An 18,354-nucleotide genomic window follows, 5' to 3' on the forward strand; every position below is an offset into this window, starting at 1 on the left:
CAACACACCGGCGCGCGCCCCAAGTCCCGGGACCGCATGAAATTTTTTGACATCGCCCTGCTCTCCACCTTGACTTGGGCCAGCGCCAGCGCCCTGGCCGCACCGGGCGCCGGCGCCGGTATCGGCGTTGGCGTTGGCGTAGCCCAGGCGGCCGCCCCGCTCACGGCGCCGGCCGCCAGCCGCAACGCCGCCAAGCCCGACAGCACGGCCCTGCCGCCGCCCTCCAGCGCGGCCCAGAAACTGTACGCCTCCGCCAAGAACGACATCCTGCAAGTGCGCTCGCTGCTGCGCAGTGGCCGTACCCAAGCCTCGGTCGGCTCCGGCTTCCTGATCGGCACCGGCGACCTGGTCGTCACCAACTACCACGTGGTATCGCAGTTCGCGCTCGACCCCGACACCTACGTGGGCGAATGGGTGGACACCAGCGGCCAGCGCGGCAACGTGGAACTGCTGGCCGTGGACGTGCTGCACGACCTGGCCGTGCTGCGCGTAAACCGCAACGGCACCGGCTTCTTCAAGCTACCCGAACACCTGGCCGCGCTGAACCAGGGCCAGTATCTGTATTCGCTGGGCAATCCGCTCGACCTCGGCTTCGCCATTTCGGAAGGCGCCTACAACGGCGTGATCGCGCGCAGCTTCTACGACCAGCTCATGTTCACCGGCCCCATCAACGCCGGCATGAGCGGCGGCCCCAGCGTGACGGCCGATGGCGCCGTGGCCGGCGTCAACGTCTCTAAGCGGCTCGATGGGGAACTGGTCAGCTTCCTGGTGCCGGCCCGCTACGCGCAAGCCTTGCTCAAGCAGGTCGCCCAGCAACAGCAGGCGCCCAAGGATTTCACGGCCATCGTGGCCGCGCAACTGCTGGCCCACCAGCGCGCCATGGTCGACAGCCTGCTGGCCACGCCGCTGACCTTGAAGAACATGGGCCCCTACCGGGTGCCCGTGCGCGAATCGGAACAGATGCGCTGCTGGGGCCGCTCCACCGTCAAGGCCGACAAGCCGTTCACCGTGGACAACGCCAACTGCGCCATGGAATCGGCCATCTTCGTCAGCGGTTCGCTGCAGACGGGCCAGGTCAGCATCCGCCACCAATACCTGCGCAGCACGGGCCTGGGGCCGCTGCGCTTTTCGCAACTGGCCAGCGATTCGTTCAAGAACGAGCGCTTCGGCTCCACGCGCGACAGCCGGCTGAGCGGTCCCAGTTGCACGGAACAATTCGTCAAGAACGGCACCTTGCCCATGCGCGCCGTGCTGTGCGTGCGCGCCTACCGCAAGTTCGACGGCCTGTACGATTTCGCCCTGCTCACCTCCAGCACCGACCAGCCGCAGATGAATCTGCAAAGCCGGCTCGACGCGCGCGGCGTCTCCTACGATAACGGCTTGCGCGTCACGCGCGCCTTCCTGGAAGCGCTGGCCAATGGAGGCCGGCCATGAAAGCGCCCTACTTCATCGAACTGCTGGGCCGTGGCGGCGACGTGCTGCAACGCCAGCGCTTCGACAGCCTGCCCATCCGCCTGGGCCGCGGCTACGACAACGACGTGATCCTGGACGACGCCCATGCCGGCGCCCACCACGCCGTGATTGAAGCGGACGACAGCGGCGCGCCCATACTGCGCGACCTTGGCAGCCGCAACGGCACCATCGGCAACGGCAAGCGGCTAAGCAGCGTGGCGCTCGACGGCGATGCCGTGGTGCGCCTGGGCCACACGCGCGTACGCCTGCGCGGGGCCGACTTCGCCGTCGCGCCCGAACTGGCCGACACCACCATGCACAGCTGGGAAGGCGCGGCGCCCGCGCTGGTGGGCTTGCTGCTGATCGGCCTGTTCTCGGGACTGGAAAACTGGCTGGCCGATATCGACGCCTTCCAGCCCATCCGCTACCTGCTGGTGGTGGCTTCCGGCCTGGGCGTGGGGCTGGCGTGGAGCGGCGGCTGGGCATTGGCCAACCGCCTGTTCGGCACCCACGCGCGGCTGGGCCGGCACCTGTTCATCCTGGGGATGGGCTTGTTCGCCGCCGGCGCCTGGCGCGTGCTGAGCGACGTGCTGGCGTTCGCCTGGTCGGCCGAATGGCTGACGCGCTACGGCAACGTGGCCACCATCGCGCTCGTGTGCGGCATGCTGTTCTTCCACCTGTGGACCATCAAGCCGCACTACCCGCGCCGCTTCGCCGTCAGTTGCGGCGTGCTGCTGCTGGCCGGCGCCGGCCTGAACCTGATGACCAACGTGCAAAGTACGGGCCGCGCCGCCGATGAACTCTATATGTCGGTGCTGCTGCCGCCCGCGCTACGCCAGAGTCCCGACCACAGCGTGGCCGACTTCATGGCCGGCGCCACCAGGCTCAAGGCCGACGTCGATGCCGCCCGCGTCCGCACCGATAAGGAAGACGACGAAGACGAGGGCGAGGACGGCGACGGCGGCGGCGAGTAATCCCGCCCCACCGCCGGCCTCACGACCAGGCCGGCCCTTTCAGCTCCACGGTGTTGCCCTCGGGGTCGTTCAGGTAGATCGATGGTCCCTCGCCTTCCGCGCCATAACGCGATGCCACCGGTCCCGCCGCCACGCCGGCGGCGGCCAGCTCGCCCAGGATCGCCGCCTCGTCGAACGGCTCCACCCGGAAGCAGACGTGATCGAGATTGCGGCCCTCCGCGCCGGGCGCCGCGCCACCCATGCGGCCCAGCTTGCCATCGACGGGCACCAGGTCGAGCAGGCAGCGCCCGGCCCGCAACTGGATCAAGCCGATCTCCTCCTGCCGCCGCTCGACCTTGCAGCCCAGTACCTTGCAGTAGAAATGCTCCATCGCCGCCGCATCCACGACGCGCAGCACGATGTGGTCGATTTCACGGATATGTATCATGCGCCCCCTCCCTGGAAGACAGAAGTCGGCCGGATCAGATCCGGCCACGCTTGAATTCAGCCAGGAAGCGCCGCGCTTCGTCCGCCGACATGACCTGCACCGCATCGCCATGCCAGGCGTAGAGATAGGGCGTGCCGCCCAGCCGGTCCGTCAGCTTGGCCGACAGCAGGAAGCGGGTGCCGAGCGGATAGAGGCTGGTGTCGCACAGGCGGCGCGAGCATTGCACCAGCAGCTCCGGCGAAAACGCCTGCCCCGGCACCGGGCGGATCTGCACCCGCCCCGCGCGCAGCACCGATTCAACGGCCACCTGCCGGTATGCATAAATATCGCGCGCCATAGCCGCTCTCCCTGGTTACGTTCAGGGCGTCATGGTAGCAGAACGGGCGCGGCCGGCAAGGGGCCGGCCGCGCTCCGCAATCAACGGCCGCCGGCCGCTTATTTGCTGTAGTAGCCCACGCCCAGCAGGACGTTATCGACGCGCTGGATCAGCGAATGCTTCTGCTCCACCGCGTTGGTGGCGGGATTGCGCCACACGAAGTCCACCGTGCCCGAACCCTTGCCCTTGGCCAGTTTGATCATGTCTTCCACCATCGGCTTGCCGGCCGCATCGCGCAGGCCGCGCACGTCCATGCCCGACAGCTGTGGCGAGTCGCCCGAGGCGCGATAACGGCCATCGTCGATGCCGATGGCGAACACGTACAAATCGTTATGCAGGAAGCCGCCCTGCGGGTTGTTGAAGGCCGTGTAGGCCGCCTTGTCGCCCGATTTCTTCAGGTAGGCGACGGCCTTGTCGAGCAATTCCTGCGCCTCCTCCACCGAGCCGCGCGGCGTGTAATAGCCCACGCACAGGATGTACTTGTCGACCTTGCGGTATTGACTGACCTTGTTCTCGATATGGTTGCTGACCCGGTTCAGCCAGCGGTATTCCACCGCGCCCGTATCGTTGACCCGGGCTTGCTCCAGCAGGTCGCGGATCAAAGGCTTGCCGGCCGCGTCGCGCAAGTCGATCTCGTTCTTGCCCACCAGGCCTACCTGCGAACCGCCGTTGGCCACCATGAAGCCATCGAGGTCGACGGCATACACGTAGTACGGCCCTTTCACGAAGGGACCGGCCGGTTCATTGAATTTCGCGAACGCCTTTTCCGGGCCGTTCTTTTGCAGATAGTCGACCGCGCTGTCGAGCAGTTCCGTGGCGCGCTTGGCTTGCGCGCGTTCGATACTGCCGTAGTGACTGGTCGCGGGAGCATCGCCCGCGTGCGCGGCGGGCATGGCGAACAATGCCGACGCGGCGGCGAGAGTGAAGACGCTGATGTAATGTCGTTTCATGAGTGCGTTCCAGTTCAAGTAGTGACAGCCAACATGCCCATACGCGCAGCGTGTGGCACCAGCATGAAGAACAACGACAACGTGCGCCGCGACGAGGACCGGCGGCGCACATGCCGAAGACCATACCGCCAATGTGGGAAGCAATTTGCAGGCCATTGGGCCCGCGTGCCGGCCGCGAAATGGGGCTGAATTGATTTGACGATGGTTAGCCGCCGGCGGAGCCAGCGCACGCGCAGGGGCGCTGCGTGACCGGCGGGCACATGGCGCCAGGCGGCGCCGTCAGCACCGGGAAAAAACCAGGCGGCGCCCGGGCGCCACCGTCCCATTCTGCAACAGCGGTGTGGTGGATTGGAGCAAAGGCGGCGCACACCGCAAGTAAGTCCTTCATCTGGACAGACGAGACTAACCTTTGATCAGTCGATCTGGCACGGGCGGCAAGCGCCGTACGCTCACGCCTGGGGCGGCGCACGCGCCGGGCGCGCGGCGCTTCACTGCGGAGCTTGCTGCCGGCTTGCGGCCAACCTACACTTGATAGAGCGCCATGCGATTTACGTGGGACGAAAACAAGCGGAAGAGCAATCTTCGTAAGCATGGCTTGGATTTTGCCGATTGTGCCATGGTATTTTCCGGAGAAACATTCACCGTCGAAGACCGGCGTTACCGCTATGATGAACGGCGCTTTATCACTATCGGCGAATTGCAAGGAAAACCCGTTTCCATCATTCATACCGAACACCATCATGAAATCCGCATCATCTCATTCCGTAACGCAAGCAGTGCCGAAATCAACACCTTCTACGCCACATGCGGACGCCAACTGGATTAATGTCTTGAGCGTGGATTTCGGCACACCGACGGAGGATCACCCTGAACTGGATCTTGCTCTTGCTGGGCCGGCTCTCCATCGCATCGGCCTGAAACCGGTCCCACCCGGGCCGGAAGGCGGGAAGATGGTACAGGACTGGTATCAGAGCAAAACCCCGCACATCCGCGTCGATCCGACCATCCTGGGTGGGGCGCCCCACTTCACCGGCACGCTGGTGCCGCTGAAATCCTTATTCGACTGCCTGCTGGCCGGGGGCGCGGTGGATGACTTTCTGCGCGACCACCCCACCGTCACGCGCGACGTGGCCCAGGCCGTGCTGACTTCGCAACTAACCTTGTTCTACGAACGGATCAGCAAGGCGACCGCTTCCGCCGCGATGCCTTCCTCGCGTCCCAGGTAACCGAGCTTCTCGTTGGTCTTGGCCTTGATGTTGACCTGGCCCACGGTCACGCCCAGGTCCTCGGCCACGTTGGCGCACATGGCGGCGATGTGCGGCGCCATCTTGGGCCGCTGGGCGATGATGGTGGCATCCAGATTGCCGATCACATAGCCGGTGGCCTGTACCCGCCTGCACGCTTCGCGCAGCAGCGTGCGCGAGTCGGCACCCTTGAATTGCGGGTCCGTGTCGGGAAAGTGCTTGCCGATGTCGCCCAGCGCCGCCGCGCCCAGGATGGCGTCCGTGATCGCATGCAGCAGCACGTCCGCATCCGAATGGCCCAGCAAGCCCACATGGTGCGGAATGGTGACGCCGCCGATGATGAGCTTGCGGCCTTCCACCAGCGCGTGGCAGTCGTAGCCCTGGCCGATACGGAATGGGAGTGCGGGAGTGGGATTCATGGCGTTCAATTCGTTGTGGGTTGGGCCAGGTACATTTCGGCGATGCGGACGTCGGCCGGCAGCGTGACTTTCAAGTTGCGCGGATCGCCCGGCACCAGCCGTGGCGACAGGCCCAGCGCTTCGACGGCGCTGGCATCGTCCGTGATGGCGTTGGCGTCGGTGGCCGCGTCCAGCGCACGGCGCAGCAGCGCGTAGCTGAACATCTGCGGCGTTTGCGCCAGCCACAGCCCGTCGCGCGGAACGGTGGCGACTTTTCCATCGGCGGTGCGCTTGACCGTGTCCACCACGGGCAGCGCCAGCAGGCCGCCGGCCGGGTCGCCGGCCACGCCGTCGATCAGGCGCGCGATCAGTTCCGGCGTCAGGCCGGGCCGGGCCGCGTCATGCACGAGGATGCTGTCGCCGTCGCGCACCTGCGTGCGCAGCGCGTGCAAGGCGTTCTGGACCGACTCCATGCGGGTGGCGCCGCCGCAGCGCAGCACCGTCACGCCGGCCATGCCGGGCGGCACCACGGCGTCGATCTGGCCATCAGCCGGGCTGACGACGATGTAGGTATGAGCGATGCGGTCGCTGGCCAAAAAGGCTTCCAGCGCGTGGCGCAGCATGGGCTTGCCGCCCACGGTCAGGTATTGCTTGGGGCCGTCGGCCGCCATGCGGGCGCCCACGCCCGCCGCAGGTATCAGGGCGTAGTGGCGCGGCGCGCCAGCGGTGTCCAGGATCATTAGTGCTTGTCGTCGATCAGAAAGGATGGCCGCCGCTCAGTACGTTCCGTATTTCGCCGCCGCAGGTTTCGCTCAGGTGCGCGTACTCTTCGGGCGAATCGATACCGGCTTGCACCGCGTCGACCTTGCGCATTTCAGCCTTGATGAAATCCATCCAGCCATTATCCACTTCGTGCGTCAGCGCCGACATGGCCGTACCCGATGGCGCATACAGGGGTTTGTCCTGGAAGCGCTTGGCCAGCGCCTCGCGCACCGTCTTTTCCACCTTGGGCAAATGCTCCATGTAGGCGTTCATGTGGCGCAGCTCATGTTTGAGGATTTCCTTGTAGGCGCAGGAGCCGGCCGGGAATTCGCGCGCCACGTAGATCACCACGGGCACATAGTACAGCTTTACTTCGATGCGGGGCGCGATGCATTCATAGCCGCTGTCGCTATCCTGCAGCAGCGTGCCCGTGTAACCCATCTTGACGCGCGAATCGGTCTGGGTCAGCCCCGCCACCTTGACGGCGCCGGCCGCCAGACCGTGCATCGACGTCAACGCCCGGTAGGACAGATGGGTATCGACCGTATAGCCGCTTTGCTGGGCCGACAGCACGGTGACCGTCTTGCTCAGGGAATCTTCGCAACGCATCTGGAACGGCGTGCGCTCGGCGTGCGCGGTGGCCGCCGCCAGCAGGCATGCAAGCGCTAACAGGAACCGAAATGGTCGCAGTGACAACATGGCTCAGTCCAGCTTCCAGGCACCGGAACGGAGCTTATCGAGCCAGAACACACCAATCACCGTCTTGACGTCGGTGATCTTGCCGCTGCGGACCCAGTCCAGCAGCTCATCAATGGTGGCGGTGAACGTTTCCAGGAATTCGCCCTCGTCCAGCTTGGCCGCGCCCGCCTTCAGGCCGCGCGCCAGGTACAGGTCCAGGTGCTCGTCCGAATAGGCGATGGCATTATGGATCACACTGACAAATTGCCAATCCTTGGCCGTATAACCGGTTTCCTCTTCCAGCTCGCGCTTGGCGCAAGCCAGCGGGTCCTCGCCCGGATCGATCTTACCAGCGGGAAATTCGATGAACACCTGGTCCAGCGGATAGCGGAATTGACGTTCCATCAACACGCTGCCGTCATCGAGCACGGGCAGGATCACCACCGCGCCAGGATGACGGATATATTCGCGGGCCGTGTGCTGGCCGTCGGGCAGCGCCACCTGGTCCTTCTGGACCTTGAGGAACTTGCCGTCGTAGACCAATTCGCCGCCGACGCGGATTTCTTTCAGGTGCTTGTCCATGCGTACTCCGTGTTGCCGTACGGCTAGTATATCAGGAGTGGTGCTTGCGCAGGTAGCGCACGACAAATCCGGGGAAGGCAAGGACGATAAAGAGACAGGCCGTGATGGCGTAGAACTCCCACGTCTGGGGGAAAGGGGTGCCGATGCGGGCTTCCAGCGCGAAACCGGCAGCCCCCACGGCGAAATACAGCACCGCCATTTCCACCAGCCGCAGCCAGAACGGCTTGCGCCGCACGGCCCGCGGGTCGCCGGGATGCCGCTTGAGCGGTACCACGGCGAAAACCTTGTCATTAAAGAAAGGCAGGTTGGCGGCCAGGATCGTCAGCGCGATCACCAGCCAGCTGGCGGAAGATACTTCCATCAGGTATTGAGCGTCTTGGTCATGGCGCTCAGGCACGATGCCAGCAGCGGGCCAGGCAGCATGCCCACCACCACCAGCGCCAGGCCGTTCAGGCTCAGCACCAGGTTCATGTCGCCGGGGATGGACAGCGGGGTGCTGTCGGTCGGCTCATCGAACCACATCATCTTCACCACGCGCAGGTAGTAGAACGCGCCGATCAGCGAGAACATGACGGCCAGCACGGTCAGCCAGATCTGGCCCGTACCCAGTACGGCGGTCAGCACCGAGAACTTGGCGGCGAAGCCCAGCATCGGCGGCACACCGGCCAGCGAGAACATCATGATCGACATCAGCACGGCGTACCAGCCGTTGCGCTTGCTCAGACCCTTGAAGTCGGCCAGTTCTTCCGCTTCGAAGCCGGCGCGGGCCAGCACCATGATCATGCCGAAGCTGCCGGCCGTGGTCATCACGTAGGTAATGGCGTAGAACATGGCGGCGCTGTAGGCGGCCGGCGCACCGGTGCGGTCGGTCGCGCCGACCACGCCAGCCAGCAGGCCCAGCAGAACGAAGCCCATCTGTGCGATGGTCGAATAGGCCAGCATGCGCTTGATGTTGGTCTGGGCGATGGCGGTCAGGTTACCGATGGCCAGCGACAGCACGGCCAGCACCATCAGCATCTGTTGCCAGTCCACGGCCATCGGCAGCAGACCTTCCACCAGCAGGCGGATGCAGACGGCGAAGGTGGCCAGCTTGGGCGCGCCGCCCAGCAGCAACGTCACGGCGGTAGGCGAACCTTGGTAGACGTCCGGCACCCACATGTGGAATGGCACGGCGCCCAGTTTGAACGCCAGGCCGGCCACCAGGAACACCAGGCCGAACACGAGGATGGTAGGCTTGATGGTGCCGGAAGCGGCGGCCAGCGCCACTTTGGACAGGTCCAGGGTGCCGGTGGCGCCGTAGATCATCGACATGCCGTACAGCAGGAAGCCGGACGCCATGGCGCCCAGGATGAAGTACTTCATGGCCGCTTCGGTGGCCTGGGCGTTGTCGCGGCGCAGGGCCACCAGCGCGTACAGGGCCAGCGACATCAGTTCAATGCCCAGGTAGATGGACAGCAGGCTGTTACCGGAGATCATGACCATCTGGCCCAGCAGCGAGAACAGCGCGAGCACATAGAACTCGCCGCCCAGGTTGCCGCCCAGCATGCCGCGATCGGTCGCGTACTGGCGGGCATAGATCAGGGTCATGCCGACCGAGACGTAGGTAAACAGCTTGAGCAGGTTGGACATCGGGTCCGACACGAACATGTTATTGAACGTGTAGACGGTGGTGCCAGCCGCATAGTCGGCGTAGCTGAAGTAGCCGCAAACGAGCAGCGTCAGCAGCGACAGTACGTACGTGATCGAACGCTTGCCCTCGGACAGGAACATATCGATCAGCAGGATCGCCGACGCGGCGACCAGCAGAAAGACTTCTGCGTAGAGCGGGATCATGTTGGTGGTATTCATGTAGGCGTTTCCGTTTTCTTCTTAAGGCAGCTTGCTGTGCGCTACGTGCGCGAGCAGGTCCGCGACCGAGGTTTGCATCGTGTCGGTGAACGGCGCGGGGTACAGGCCCATGGCCAGCACGGCCGCGGCCAGCAGGCCCAGCATCACGAACTCGCGGGCACCGATGTCGGTCAGCTCGGCCACGTGGTGGTTGGCCACCTTGCCGAAGATGACGCGCTTGGCCATCCACAGCGAGTAGGCGGCGCCGAAGATCAGCGCGGTGGCGGCGATCAGGCCGATCCAGAAGTTGGCCTTGACGGCGCCCAGGATCACCATGAACTCACCGACGAAACCGGAGGTCGCTGGCAGGCCGCAGTTGGCCATCGAGAAGAACACGAACAGCGCGGCGAACTTCGGCATCTTGTTGACGACACCACCGTAGTCGGCGATCTGGCGCGAGTGGGCGCGGTCGTACAGTACGCCGATGCACAGGAACATGGCGCCGGAGATGAAGCCGTGCGAGATCATTTGCACGATACCGCCCTGCACTGCCATGTCGTTAAACAGGAAGAAACCCAGGGTGACGAAGCCCATGTGGGCGATCGACGAGTAAGCGACCAGCTTTTTCATGTCCTTCTGCACCAGTGCCACCAGGCCGATGTAGACCACGGCGATCAGCGACAGGGTGATGATGAAGTTGGCCATGTAGTGCGAGGCGTCCGGCGTGATCGGCAGCGAGAACCGCACGAAACCGTAAGCGCCCAGCTTCAGCATGATGGCGGCCAGCACGGCCGAACCGCCGGTCGGCGCTTCCACGTGGACGTCGGGCAGCCAGGTGTGGACCGGGAACATCGGTACCTTGACGGCGAACGCCATCAGGAAGGCGATGAAGATGAAGATCTGCTCGCGCATGGTGAGCGGCGTACGGTGCCAGGTCAGGATGTCGAACGAGCCACCGGAAACCTTGTACAGGTAGATGATGGCGATCAGCGTCAGCAGCGAGCCGAAGAAGGTGTACAGGAAGAACTTGAACGAGGCGTACACGCGGTTCTCACCGCCCCAGATACCGATGATGATGTACATCGGGATCAGGGTCGCTTCGAAGAAGAAGTAGAACAGCAGGCCGTCGAGCGCGCAGAACACGCCGATCATCAGGCCCGACAGGATCAGGAACGCGCCCATGTACTGGGCCACGCGTTTCTGGATCACTTGCCAGGCCGAGATCACGACGATCACGGTGATGAAGGCCGTCAGCGGAATGAACCACAGCGACAGGCCATCGATGCCCAGCGAGTACAGGATGTTGAAGCGCTCGATCCACGGCGACTTCTCGACGAACTGCATGCCGTGGGCCGCGTTATCGAAGTTGGAGATCAGCGGCAGCGTGAGCGCGAAGCTGACGATGGAGCCGATCAGCGAGCCGACGCGCACCATGCCGGCGTTGCTGTCGCGGCCGAATGCCAGCACCAGCAAGCCGAAGGCGATCGGCACCCAGATCGCCAGGCTCAGGAACGGAGGTAATGTAGAAATTGACTGCATCATGGTTATCTTTATCTCTATGCGTATCAGCTAATTAAGCGTGCCAAAACGGCAGGAAGTAGACCAGGAACCCCAGAATGCCGAGGATCATGACGAACGCGTAGTGGTAGATATAGCCGGTCTGAGCCAGACGGGTCAGCGACGAGAACCACTCCACAACCTTGGCGCTGCCGTTCACGACGAGGCCGTCGATCAGCGTGCGGTCGCCCACATTCCACAGGCCGTTGCCCAGCAGGCGTGCGCCGCCGGCGAACACGGTCTCGTTGAACTTGTCCATGTAGTACTTGTTGTCCAGCAGCGTGTGGACGAAGCGGAACTTGTCGTAGAACCAGGCCGGCACGCGCGGGTTGATCATGTAGCAGTAGTAGGCGGCGGCGACACCGGCGGTGGCCAGGGCCAGCGGCAGCGAGGTCAGCGCATGCAGCGCCATGGCCACGGGGCCGTGGAATTCCTCGCCCAGTTTTTCCATCGCGTGGTGGTTCTCGCCGACGAAGATCACGCCGTTGAAGAACTTACCGAACAGCATAGGACCGATGGTCAGGTAGCCGATGATGACCGATGGGATGGCCAGCATCACCAGCGGGAACCACACGACGAATGGCGACTCATGCGGTTTCTGGCCCGGGGCCAGGCCGTGGTGGCCGTGTGCATCCTCTTCTTCGTGGTGCGCGTCCGAATCGTGTTCGGCGTGCGCATCGTGCGCATCATGGGCGGCGGCGGCCGGCGCGTGGTGGTCATGGCCGTGGGCCTTGCCGAAACGCTCTTCGCCGTGGAACACCAGGAAGTACATGCGGAACGAGTAGAACGCGGTCACGAACACGCCAGCCAGCACGGCGAAGTTGGCGAAGCCGGCGCCGGCGATGTGGGTTTCGGCCACGGCTTCGATGATCGAATCCTTGGAGTAGAAACCGGAGAAGAACGGCGTGCCGATCAGGGCCAGCGAGCCCAGCAGCGACGTGATCCAGGTCACGGGCATGTATTTACGCAGGCCGCCCATGTTGCGGATGTCCTGGTCGTGGTGCATGCCGATGATGACGGAGCCGGCGCCCAGGAACAGCAGCGCTTTGAAGAAGGCGTGGGTCATCAGGTGGAACACGGCGATCGAGTAAGCCGAGGAACCCAGGGCCACGGTCATGTAACCGAGTTGCGACAGGGTCGAGTAGGCGACCACGCGCTTGATGTCGTTCTGGATGATGCCCAGGAAGCCCATGAACAGGGCCGTGATGGAGCCGATCACGAGCACGAACGACAGCGCCGTTTCCGACAGTTCGAACAGCGGCGACATGCGGGTCACCATGAAGATACCGGCCGTCACCATGGTGGCGGCGTGGATCAGTGCCGAGATCGGGGTCGGGCCTTCCATCGAGTCGGGCAGCCACACGTGCAGCGGGAACTGGGCCGATTTACCCATCGCGCCGATGAACAGGCAGATGCAGGCCACGGTCAGCAGCATCCAGTCCGTGCCCGGCAGGGTCAGGGCCGCCAGCGCTTCACGCTTGGCGAACACTTCCTGGTAGTTCATCGAGCCGGCGTAGGCCAGCAGCAGGCCGATACCGAGGATGAAGCCGAAGTCGCCCACGCGGTTGACCAGGAACGCCTTCATGTTGGCCACGATCGCCGTCGGGCGCGTGTACCAGAAGCCGATCAGCAGGTAGGACACCAGGCCCACCGCTTCCCAGCCGAAGAACAGCTGCAGGAAGTTGTTGGCCATGACCAGCATCAGCATCGAGAAGGTAAACAGCGAGATGTAGGAGAAGAAGCGGTTGTAGCCTTCGTCTTCCGCCATGTAGCCGATCGTGTAGACGTGCACCATCAACGAGACAAACGTCACCACGCACATCATCATCGCCGACAGCGCGTCGATCTGGAAGCCCACTTCGAGCTTCAGACCGGCCACCGTCATCCAGTTGTAGACGGTGCCGTTATAACCGGCGCCGCCGATGACGTCTGACAGCGTCATCGCCGACAGAATGAATGCAATCAGCACGCCAAGAATCGTCACAGTATGCGACGTCTTGCGACCGACCAGATTCCCGAAGAATCGGGTTCCGAACAAGCCCGCAATCGCAGCGCCAGCCAGCGGCGCCAGAGGTACGGCAAGAAGGAGGTTAGGGTTTAGAGTTTGCCCCGCCATGATGAACCTTAATCGTTATTATTCGAGGTTGAAACTTAGCCTTTGAGGCTATCCAGGTCTTCTACGTTGATGGTGTCCAGATTACGGAACATCACCACCAGGATCGCGAGGCCGATCGCCGATTCAGCGGCGGCCACGGTCAGGATGAAGAACACAAAGATTTGCCCGGCCGCGTCGCCCAGGTAATGCGAGAACGCGATGAAGTTCATGTTCACCGCCAGCAGCATCAGTTCGATGGCCATCAGCAGGATGATGATGTTCTTCCGGTTCAGGAAAATACCCACGATCGAGATCGCGAACAGGATCGCGCCAAGAACGAGGTAGTGAGCGAGCGATAAAGTCATGGAGCCTCCTTGTTTGCTGCGCCGGCCTGTTCGCGGTTGGACACGGCGGCGATCTTGACGATGCGCAGGCGGTCGTTACGCTTGACGCGCACCGCGTCAGCCGGGTCGAAATACTTGGTGTCCTTGCGCTTGCGCAGCGTCAGGGCCACGGCGGCGATGATGGCCAGCAGCAGCACGGCGGCGGCGATCTCGAACGCATAGATGTATTTGGTGTAGATCAGCAGGCCCAGTTCCTTGGTGCCGCCGATGTTGCCGGCGTTGGCCGGGCCTTGCGCCTCGAACGACAGGAAATTGCGCCACAGCACGGCGGCCATCTCCAGCACGATCACGACGCCGATGAAGCTGGCCAGCGGCAGGTAGCCCCAGAAGCCTTCGCGCATCTTGTCCGTGTTGATGTCCAACATCATCACGACGAACAGGAACAGCACCATGACGGCGCCCACGTACACGAGCACCAGCACGATGGCGAGGAACTCGGCTTTGAGCAGCAGCCAGATGGCGGCGGCCGAGAAGAACGACAGCACCAGGAACAGTGCGGCGTGGACCGGATTGCGGGCCGTGATAACGCGGGTCGCGGCCAATATCATGATGGCCGAGAACACGTAGAACAAAGCAGTTTTAAATTCCATAACTAACCCAAGAGACGTACAGTTTATTGAACGGCGGATCTCGCCAGCTACGCCGCCCCACCCCGCCCCGCCTGAGCGGAGCGGGCAAGGCGCCGGCGATTAGCGGTAAGGAGCGTCCGCCGCGCGCGCCGCGGCGATCTGCTCTTCATAGCGATCGCCAACGGCCAGCAGCATCTCTTTCGTGTAGTACAGATCGCCGCGTTTCTCGCCGTGGTATTCCAGTACGTGCGTCTCGACGATCGAGTCGACCGGGCAGGATTCCTCGCAGAAGCCGCAGAAGATGCACTTGGTCAGGTCGATGTCGTAACGCGTGGTGCGGCGCGAGCCGTCCTCGCGCTGTTCCGATTCGATCGAGATGGCCATCGCCGGGCATACCGCTTCGCACAGTTTGCAGGCGATGCAGCGTTCCTCGCCGTTCGGATAACGGCGCAGCGCGTGCAGGCCGCGGAAGCGCGGCGACATCGGCGTCTTCTCTTCCGGGTACTGGATGGTGATCTTGCGCGAGAACATGTACTTGCCCGTCAGCGCCATCCCTTTGATCAGTTCGGTCAGCATGAAGCTGCCGAAGAAGTCCTTGATACGTTCCATTGTTCTCTTCCTTACTTCCAGATATTCCAGGATGTCTGCATCCAGCCTGCGACCAAGACCAGCCAAACCAGGGTCAATGGGATAAATACTTTCCAGCCCAGACGCATGATCTGGTCATAGCGGTAACGCGGGAACGTGCCGCGCACCCAGATGAACAGGGAAACGATGCAGAACGTCTTGGCGAACAGCCAGAAGAAGCCACCGAAGCCGCCCCAGAATTCCAGGAACTTGAACGGCGCGGACCAGCCGCCCAGGAACATGATGGACGCCAGCGTGCCGATCAGGATCATGTTGGCGTATTCGGCCAGCATGAACATGGCGTAGGCCATGCCCGAGTATTCGACCATGTGGCCGGCCACGATTTCCGATTCACCCTCGACCACGTCGAACGGGTGGCGGTTGGCCTCGGCCAGGCCGGAGGTCAGGTAGACCACGAACAGCGGCAGCAGCGGCAGCCAGTTCCACGACAGGAAGTTGAGGCCCTGCTCGACGAAATAGCCTTTTTGCTGGCCACCGACGATGTCGATGAAGTTCAGCGAACCGGACACCATCAGCACCACGACCAGCACGAAGCCCATCGGGATTTCGTAGGAGATCATCTGGGCCGAGGCGCGCATGGCGCCCATGAACGAGTACTTCGAGTTCGACGACCAGCCGGCGATGATGATGCCGTACACTTCCATCGACGTGATGGCCATCAGCAGCAGCAAGCCCGCGTTGACGTTGGCCAGCACGGCTTCCGGACCGAAGGGCACCACTGACCAGCAAGCCAGCGCCGGCATGATGGTCATGATGGGGCCGAGCACGAACAGGCCTGGGTTGGCCTTGGTCGGCGTGATGATCTCTTTGAACAGCAGCTTGAGCGCGTCGGCGATCGGCTGCAGCAGGCCCATCGGACCGACGCGGTTCGGACCGACGCGGATCTGGATCCAGCCGATGAACTTGCGCTCCCACAGGGTCAGGTAAGCAACCAGACCCATCAGTGGCATCAGCACGACGACGATCTTGATCATGGCCCACACCAGGGGCCAGACGGGCGCCAGCACGCTGGCGGCGCCGGCGTTGTTAATGGCGGTGACGAATTCAGGCAGAGCCATTATTTCCCCTCTCCTGCTTTTTCAACTGTGATGGAACCGAACATGCTGCCCAGGGCGGCGGTCGACGCGTGAGCGGCGGCCACGCGCACGGCGTTGGCAGGCAGGCCGGCGTCGACGGCGGCCACCAGGATGGCGCTGCCGGAACCTTGGCTGACTTTGACCTTGTCACCGGCCACCACACCCAGCTGCTGCGCCAGAGCGGTCGACAGGTGCGCTTTCGGCGCGGCGGCGTCGGCCGTTTTCTGCAGCGACTCGGCGCGGCGCACGATGGCGTCGGCGAAGTAGATCGGCACGTCGGTGACGCGCTCAGGGGCCGCAGTGGCACCGGACGCGGCACCGAAAGCGGCGGCCACGGGAGTGGCCTTGGCGGCGTTGTTCAGGCGGGCCGACACGTCGGTCACACCGGCGCCCAGCACTTCGTCGCGGATCGCTTCCGAGGTCTCGTAGTCGAAACCGGACAGACCCAGCACGTTACCGAGCACGCGCAGCACTTTCCAGGCTGGACGGGTGTCGCCCAGTGGCTTGACGGTGCCGTTGAAGCTTTGCGCGCGGCCTTCGCAGTTGACGAAGGTGCCCGAGGTTTCGCTGAATGGCGACACCGGCAGCAGCACGTCGGCGTAATCCATGCCGTGCTTGTAGGCCGACAGCACCACCACCATGTCGGCGCGCTTGAGCGCTTCGGTCGCTTGTTGCGGGTTGACGGCGTCCAGTTGCGGTTCCACGTTGAGCAGCACGTAAGCCTGTTTCGGCGTGCTGAACACAGGGGCGTTGCCGCTGTTGGCGTTGGCGATGTAAGCGCCCACGGTGTTGGCCGCTTCCGTCAGGACGCCCAGCTTGGCGCCCGTCTGTTCCGCGATCCATTGCGCGGCGGCGTGCAGCGCGGCCGCTTGCGGGTGTTGTACGGCGGCGTTACCGAGCAGCACAGCCTTGTTGTCGCCCGACAGCAGGCTGGCGGCGATGGCGGCGGCGGCGTCCGACACGGTCACGGCCTCGAAGCCGGCCGGCGCGGCCACTTCCTTGGCCTTGGCCACGGCCACCACCACTTGCGACAGTGCGGCCAGCCAGTCGGACGGCGCGGCGATCATCTTGTTGGCGATGGTGATCAGCTGGTCGTCGTCGGCGGCATGCAGGATGGACAGCTTGGCGCCGCCCTTCACTGCCGTGCGCAGGCGGGTGGCCAGCAGCGGGTGATCCTTGCGCAGGAACGAGCCGATCACGAAGGCGCGGTTCAGTTGCGCGAAGTCGGCGATCGTCATGCCCAGCCATGGCTTGACGTCGGCCGCCAGCGAGAAGTCGCTGTGGCGCAGACGGGTATCCACGCTGTCCGAGCCCATGGCGCGGGTCAGCTTTTGCAGCAGGTGCAGTTCTTCCAGCGTCGAGTGCGCCGTGGCCAGCGTGGCCAGCGCGTTGGCGCCGTGTTCATGCTTGATGTTCTTCAGGCCGTGCGCCACGTATTCCAGCGCCGTCTGCCAGTCCACTTCCTTCCATTCGCCGCCCTGCTTGAGCATGGGCGCGGTCAGGCGGTCGGCGGCTTCCAGGCCTTCGTACGAGAAGCGGTCCTTGTCGGAAATCCAGCACTCGTTGATGGCTTCGTTTTCCAGCGGCAGCACGCGTTTGACCTTGCCCTGCTTGACCTGAACGATCAGGTTGGCGCCGAGGCCATCGTGCGGGCTGACGGACTTGCGGCGCGACAGTTCCCAGCTGCGGGCGCTGTAGCGGAACGGTTTCGACGTCAGCGCGCCAACCGGGCACAGGTCGATCATGTTGCCCGACATTTCGGAGGTGATGGTCTGGCCGACGAAGGCCGTGATTTCCGAGTGTTCGCCGCGGCCGATCATGCCCAGCTCCATCACGCCGGCCACTTCCTGGCCAAAACGTACGCAGCGGGTGCACTGGATGCAGCGCGACATTTCCTGCATGGAGACCAGCGGGCCGCCATCCTTGGGCGTCACCACGCGTTTTTCTTCCTCGTAGCGGGACTCGCCCTTGCCGTAACCGACGGCCAAGTCCTGCAGCTGGCATTCGCCGCCCTGATCGCAGATCGGGCAGTCCAGCGGGTGGTTAATCAGCAGGAATTCCATCACGGACTTCTGTGCCTGCACGGCCTTGTCGGACGCGGAGCGCACGATCATGCCGGCCGACACGGGCGTGGCGCAAGCGGGCAAAGGCTTGGGCGCCTTTTCCACTTCCACCAGGCACATGCGGCAGTTCGCAGCGATCGACAATTTCTTGTGATAGCAGAAGTGCGGAATATAGGTTCCCAGTTTGTTGGCGGCGTCCATCACCATGCTACCAGCAGGGACTTCGACTTTTTTGCCGTCTATTTCGATTTCAACCATGGTGATCGTTACCT

Annotated in this window: 20 protein-coding genes; 4 read left to right on the forward strand and 16 right to left on the reverse strand. The window is 63.6% G+C overall.

Annotation, left to right across the window (positions count from 1 at the left end; all coding sequences use genetic code 11):
* Positions 1 to 36: 36 nt before the first annotated feature.
* Positions 37 to 1,434, forward strand: coding sequence for a S1 family peptidase (locus H3H39_RS19855; RefSeq protein ID WP_182155747.1), 1,398 nt, complete (start codon positions 37 to 39; stop codon positions 1,432 to 1,434).
* Positions 1,431 to 2,426, forward strand: coding sequence for an FHA domain-containing protein (locus H3H39_RS19860; RefSeq protein ID WP_182155749.1), 996 nt, complete (start codon positions 1,431 to 1,433; stop codon positions 2,424 to 2,426). The genes H3H39_RS19855 and H3H39_RS19860 overlap by 4 nt, the downstream gene beginning before the upstream one ends.
* A 19-nt stretch (positions 2,427 to 2,445) precedes the next feature.
* Here H3H39_RS19860 and H3H39_RS19865 read toward each other — a convergent pair whose 3' ends face one another.
* From H3H39_RS19865 to H3H39_RS19875, 3 genes are all read right to left on the reverse strand, one after another.
* On the reverse strand, positions 2,446 to 2,853 hold the full coding sequence (locus H3H39_RS19865; protein WP_182155751.1) for a VOC family protein: 408 nt from the start codon (positions 2,851 to 2,853) through the stop codon (positions 2,446 to 2,448).
* Positions 2,854 to 2,887: 34 nt separating this feature from the next.
* A complete protein-coding gene (locus H3H39_RS19870; RefSeq protein ID WP_182155753.1) occupies positions 2,888 to 3,190 on the reverse strand; it encodes a hypothetical protein in 303 nt (100 codons plus the stop codon).
* A 98-nt stretch (positions 3,191 to 3,288) separates the two neighbouring features.
* Positions 3,289 to 4,179, reverse strand: a complete 891-nt coding sequence (locus H3H39_RS19875) for a cache domain-containing protein (protein ID WP_182155755.1) — start codon at positions 4,177 to 4,179, stop codon at positions 3,289 to 3,291.
* Positions 4,180 to 4,720: 541 nt separating this feature from the next.
* Here H3H39_RS19875 and H3H39_RS19880 point away from each other — a divergent pair.
* Positions 4,721 to 5,005: a BrnT family toxin gene (locus tag H3H39_RS19880; RefSeq protein ID WP_182155757.1), complete on the forward strand. Its 285-nt coding sequence runs from the start codon at positions 4,721 to 4,723 to the stop codon at positions 5,003 to 5,005.
* 124 nt (positions 5,006 to 5,129) lie between these two features.
* Complete coding sequence (locus H3H39_RS19885; RefSeq protein ID WP_182155759.1) at positions 5,130 to 5,405, forward strand: DUF433 domain-containing protein; 276 nt, start codon at positions 5,130 to 5,132, stop codon at positions 5,403 to 5,405.
* Here H3H39_RS19885 and ispF read toward each other — a convergent pair.
* The 13 genes from ispF to nuoG all read right to left on the reverse strand — a co-directional run bounded on the left by ispF (position 5,345) and on the right by nuoG (position 18,340).
* Positions 5,345 to 5,842 (reverse strand): 2-C-methyl-D-erythritol 2,4-cyclodiphosphate synthase, encoded by a 498-nt coding sequence (gene ispF / locus H3H39_RS19890; protein WP_182155761.1) that lies wholly within the window; start codon positions 5,840 to 5,842, stop codon positions 5,345 to 5,347. The genes H3H39_RS19885 and ispF overlap by 61 nt on opposite strands.
* A gap of 5 nt (positions 5,843 to 5,847) precedes the next feature.
* Positions 5,848 to 6,561, reverse strand: coding sequence for a 2-C-methyl-D-erythritol 4-phosphate cytidylyltransferase (ispD, locus tag H3H39_RS19895; protein WP_182155763.1), 714 nt, complete (start codon positions 6,559 to 6,561; stop codon positions 5,848 to 5,850).
* A gap of 16 nt (positions 6,562 to 6,577) precedes the next feature.
* Positions 6,578 to 7,282, reverse strand: coding sequence for a hypothetical protein (locus H3H39_RS19900; RefSeq protein ID WP_182155765.1), 705 nt, complete (start codon positions 7,280 to 7,282; stop codon positions 6,578 to 6,580).
* Between the two features lie 3 nt (positions 7,283 to 7,285).
* On the reverse strand, positions 7,286 to 7,843 hold the full coding sequence (locus H3H39_RS19905) for an NUDIX domain-containing protein (protein WP_182155767.1): 558 nt from the start codon (positions 7,841 to 7,843) through the stop codon (positions 7,286 to 7,288).
* Positions 7,844 to 7,874: 31 nt separating this feature from the next.
* Positions 7,875 to 8,204 carry a DUF2818 family protein gene (locus H3H39_RS19910; protein ID WP_182155769.1) on the reverse strand — a complete coding sequence of 110 codons (330 nt, stop codon included), beginning with the start codon at positions 8,202 to 8,204 and terminating at the stop codon, positions 7,875 to 7,877.
* A complete protein-coding gene (nuoN, locus tag H3H39_RS19915; RefSeq protein ID WP_182155771.1) occupies positions 8,204 to 9,691 on the reverse strand; it encodes an NADH-quinone oxidoreductase subunit NuoN in 1,488 nt (495 codons plus the stop codon). The genes H3H39_RS19910 and nuoN overlap by 1 nt, the downstream gene beginning before the upstream one ends.
* A gap of 21 nt (positions 9,692 to 9,712) precedes the next feature.
* Positions 9,713 to 11,212 (reverse strand): NADH-quinone oxidoreductase subunit M, encoded by a 1,500-nt coding sequence (locus H3H39_RS19920; protein WP_182155773.1) that lies wholly within the window; start codon positions 11,210 to 11,212, stop codon positions 9,713 to 9,715.
* Positions 11,213 to 11,243: 31 nt separating this feature from the next.
* Positions 11,244 to 13,343 carry an NADH-quinone oxidoreductase subunit L gene (gene nuoL / locus H3H39_RS19925; RefSeq protein ID WP_182155775.1) on the reverse strand — a complete coding sequence of 700 codons (2,100 nt, stop codon included), beginning with the start codon at positions 13,341 to 13,343 and terminating at the stop codon, positions 11,244 to 11,246.
* 35 nt (positions 13,344 to 13,378) lie between these two features.
* Positions 13,379 to 13,687 (reverse strand): NADH-quinone oxidoreductase subunit NuoK, encoded by a 309-nt coding sequence (gene nuoK, locus H3H39_RS19930; protein ID WP_090314441.1) that lies wholly within the window; start codon positions 13,685 to 13,687, stop codon positions 13,379 to 13,381.
* Positions 13,684 to 14,316, reverse strand: coding sequence for an NADH-quinone oxidoreductase subunit J (locus H3H39_RS19935; RefSeq protein WP_182155776.1), 633 nt, complete (start codon positions 14,314 to 14,316; stop codon positions 13,684 to 13,686). The genes nuoK and H3H39_RS19935 overlap by 4 nt, the downstream gene beginning before the upstream one ends.
* Positions 14,317 to 14,415: 99 nt before the next feature.
* Complete coding sequence (nuoI, locus tag H3H39_RS19940) at positions 14,416 to 14,904, reverse strand: NADH-quinone oxidoreductase subunit NuoI (protein ID WP_182155778.1); 489 nt, start codon at positions 14,902 to 14,904, stop codon at positions 14,416 to 14,418.
* An 11-nt stretch (positions 14,905 to 14,915) separates the two neighbouring features.
* Positions 14,916 to 16,001 carry an NADH-quinone oxidoreductase subunit NuoH gene (gene nuoH, locus H3H39_RS19945; RefSeq protein WP_182155780.1) on the reverse strand — a complete coding sequence of 362 codons (1,086 nt, stop codon included), beginning with the start codon at positions 15,999 to 16,001 and terminating at the stop codon, positions 14,916 to 14,918.
* Entirely contained in the window at positions 16,001 to 18,340 is a 2,340-nt protein-coding gene (gene nuoG, locus H3H39_RS19950) for an NADH-quinone oxidoreductase subunit NuoG (protein WP_182155782.1), read from the reverse strand. The genes nuoH and nuoG overlap by 1 nt, the downstream gene beginning before the upstream one ends.
* Positions 18,341 to 18,354 lie beyond the last annotated feature (14 nt).

This window comes from Rugamonas apoptosis (assembly GCF_014042355.1).
Taxonomy (GTDB): domain Bacteria; phylum Pseudomonadota; class Gammaproteobacteria; order Burkholderiales; family Burkholderiaceae_D; genus Rugamonas; species Rugamonas apoptosis.

Coding starts and splice junctions, on each gene's coding strand:
- H3H39_RS19855 (WP_182155747.1), top strand. CDS start 37: ATGAAATTTTTTGACATCGCCCTGCTCTCCACCTTGACTTGGGCCAGC.
- H3H39_RS19860 (WP_182155749.1), top strand. CDS start 1,431: ATGAAAGCGCCCTACTTCATCGAACTGCTGGGCCGTGGCGGCGACGTG.
- H3H39_RS19865 (WP_182155751.1), bottom strand. CDS start 2,853: ATGATACATATCCGTGAAATCGACCACATCGTGCTGCGCGTCGTGGAT.
- H3H39_RS19870 (WP_182155753.1), bottom strand. CDS start 3,190: ATGGCGCGCGATATTTATGCATACCGGCAGGTGGCCGTTGAATCGGTG.
- H3H39_RS19875 (WP_182155755.1), bottom strand. CDS start 4,179: ATGAAACGACATTACATCAGCGTCTTCACTCTCGCCGCCGCGTCGGCA.
- H3H39_RS19880 (WP_182155757.1), top strand. CDS start 4,721: ATGCGATTTACGTGGGACGAAAACAAGCGGAAGAGCAATCTTCGTAAG.
- H3H39_RS19885 (WP_182155759.1), top strand. CDS start 5,130: ATGGTACAGGACTGGTATCAGAGCAAAACCCCGCACATCCGCGTCGAT.
- ispF (WP_182155761.1), bottom strand. CDS start 5,842: ATGAATCCCACTCCCGCACTCCCATTCCGTATCGGCCAGGGCTACGAC.
- ispD (WP_182155763.1), bottom strand. CDS start 6,561: ATGATCCTGGACACCGCTGGCGCGCCGCGCCACTACGCCCTGATACCT.
- H3H39_RS19900 (WP_182155765.1), bottom strand. CDS start 7,282: ATGTTGTCACTGCGACCATTTCGGTTCCTGTTAGCGCTTGCATGCCTG.
- H3H39_RS19905 (WP_182155767.1), bottom strand. CDS start 7,843: ATGGACAAGCACCTGAAAGAAATCCGCGTCGGCGGCGAATTGGTCTAC.
- H3H39_RS19910 (WP_182155769.1), bottom strand. CDS start 8,204: ATGGAAGTATCTTCCGCCAGCTGGCTGGTGATCGCGCTGACGATCCTG.
- nuoN (WP_182155771.1), bottom strand. CDS start 9,691: ATGAATACCACCAACATGATCCCGCTCTACGCAGAAGTCTTTCTGCTG.
- H3H39_RS19920 (WP_182155773.1), bottom strand. CDS start 11,212: ATGATGCAGTCAATTTCTACATTACCTCCGTTCCTGAGCCTGGCGATC.
- nuoL (WP_182155775.1), bottom strand. CDS start 13,343: ATGGCGGGGCAAACTCTAAACCCTAACCTCCTTCTTGCCGTACCTCTG.
- nuoK (WP_090314441.1), bottom strand. CDS start 13,687: ATGACTTTATCGCTCGCTCACTACCTCGTTCTTGGCGCGATCCTGTTC.
- H3H39_RS19935 (WP_182155776.1), bottom strand. CDS start 14,316: ATGGAATTTAAAACTGCTTTGTTCTACGTGTTCTCGGCCATCATGATA.
- nuoI (WP_182155778.1), bottom strand. CDS start 14,904: ATGGAACGTATCAAGGACTTCTTCGGCAGCTTCATGCTGACCGAACTG.
- nuoH (WP_182155780.1), bottom strand. CDS start 16,001: ATGGCTCTGCCTGAATTCGTCACCGCCATTAACAACGCCGGCGCCGCC.
- nuoG (WP_182155782.1), bottom strand. CDS start 18,340: ATGGTTGAAATCGAAATAGACGGCAAAAAAGTCGAAGTCCCTGCTGGT.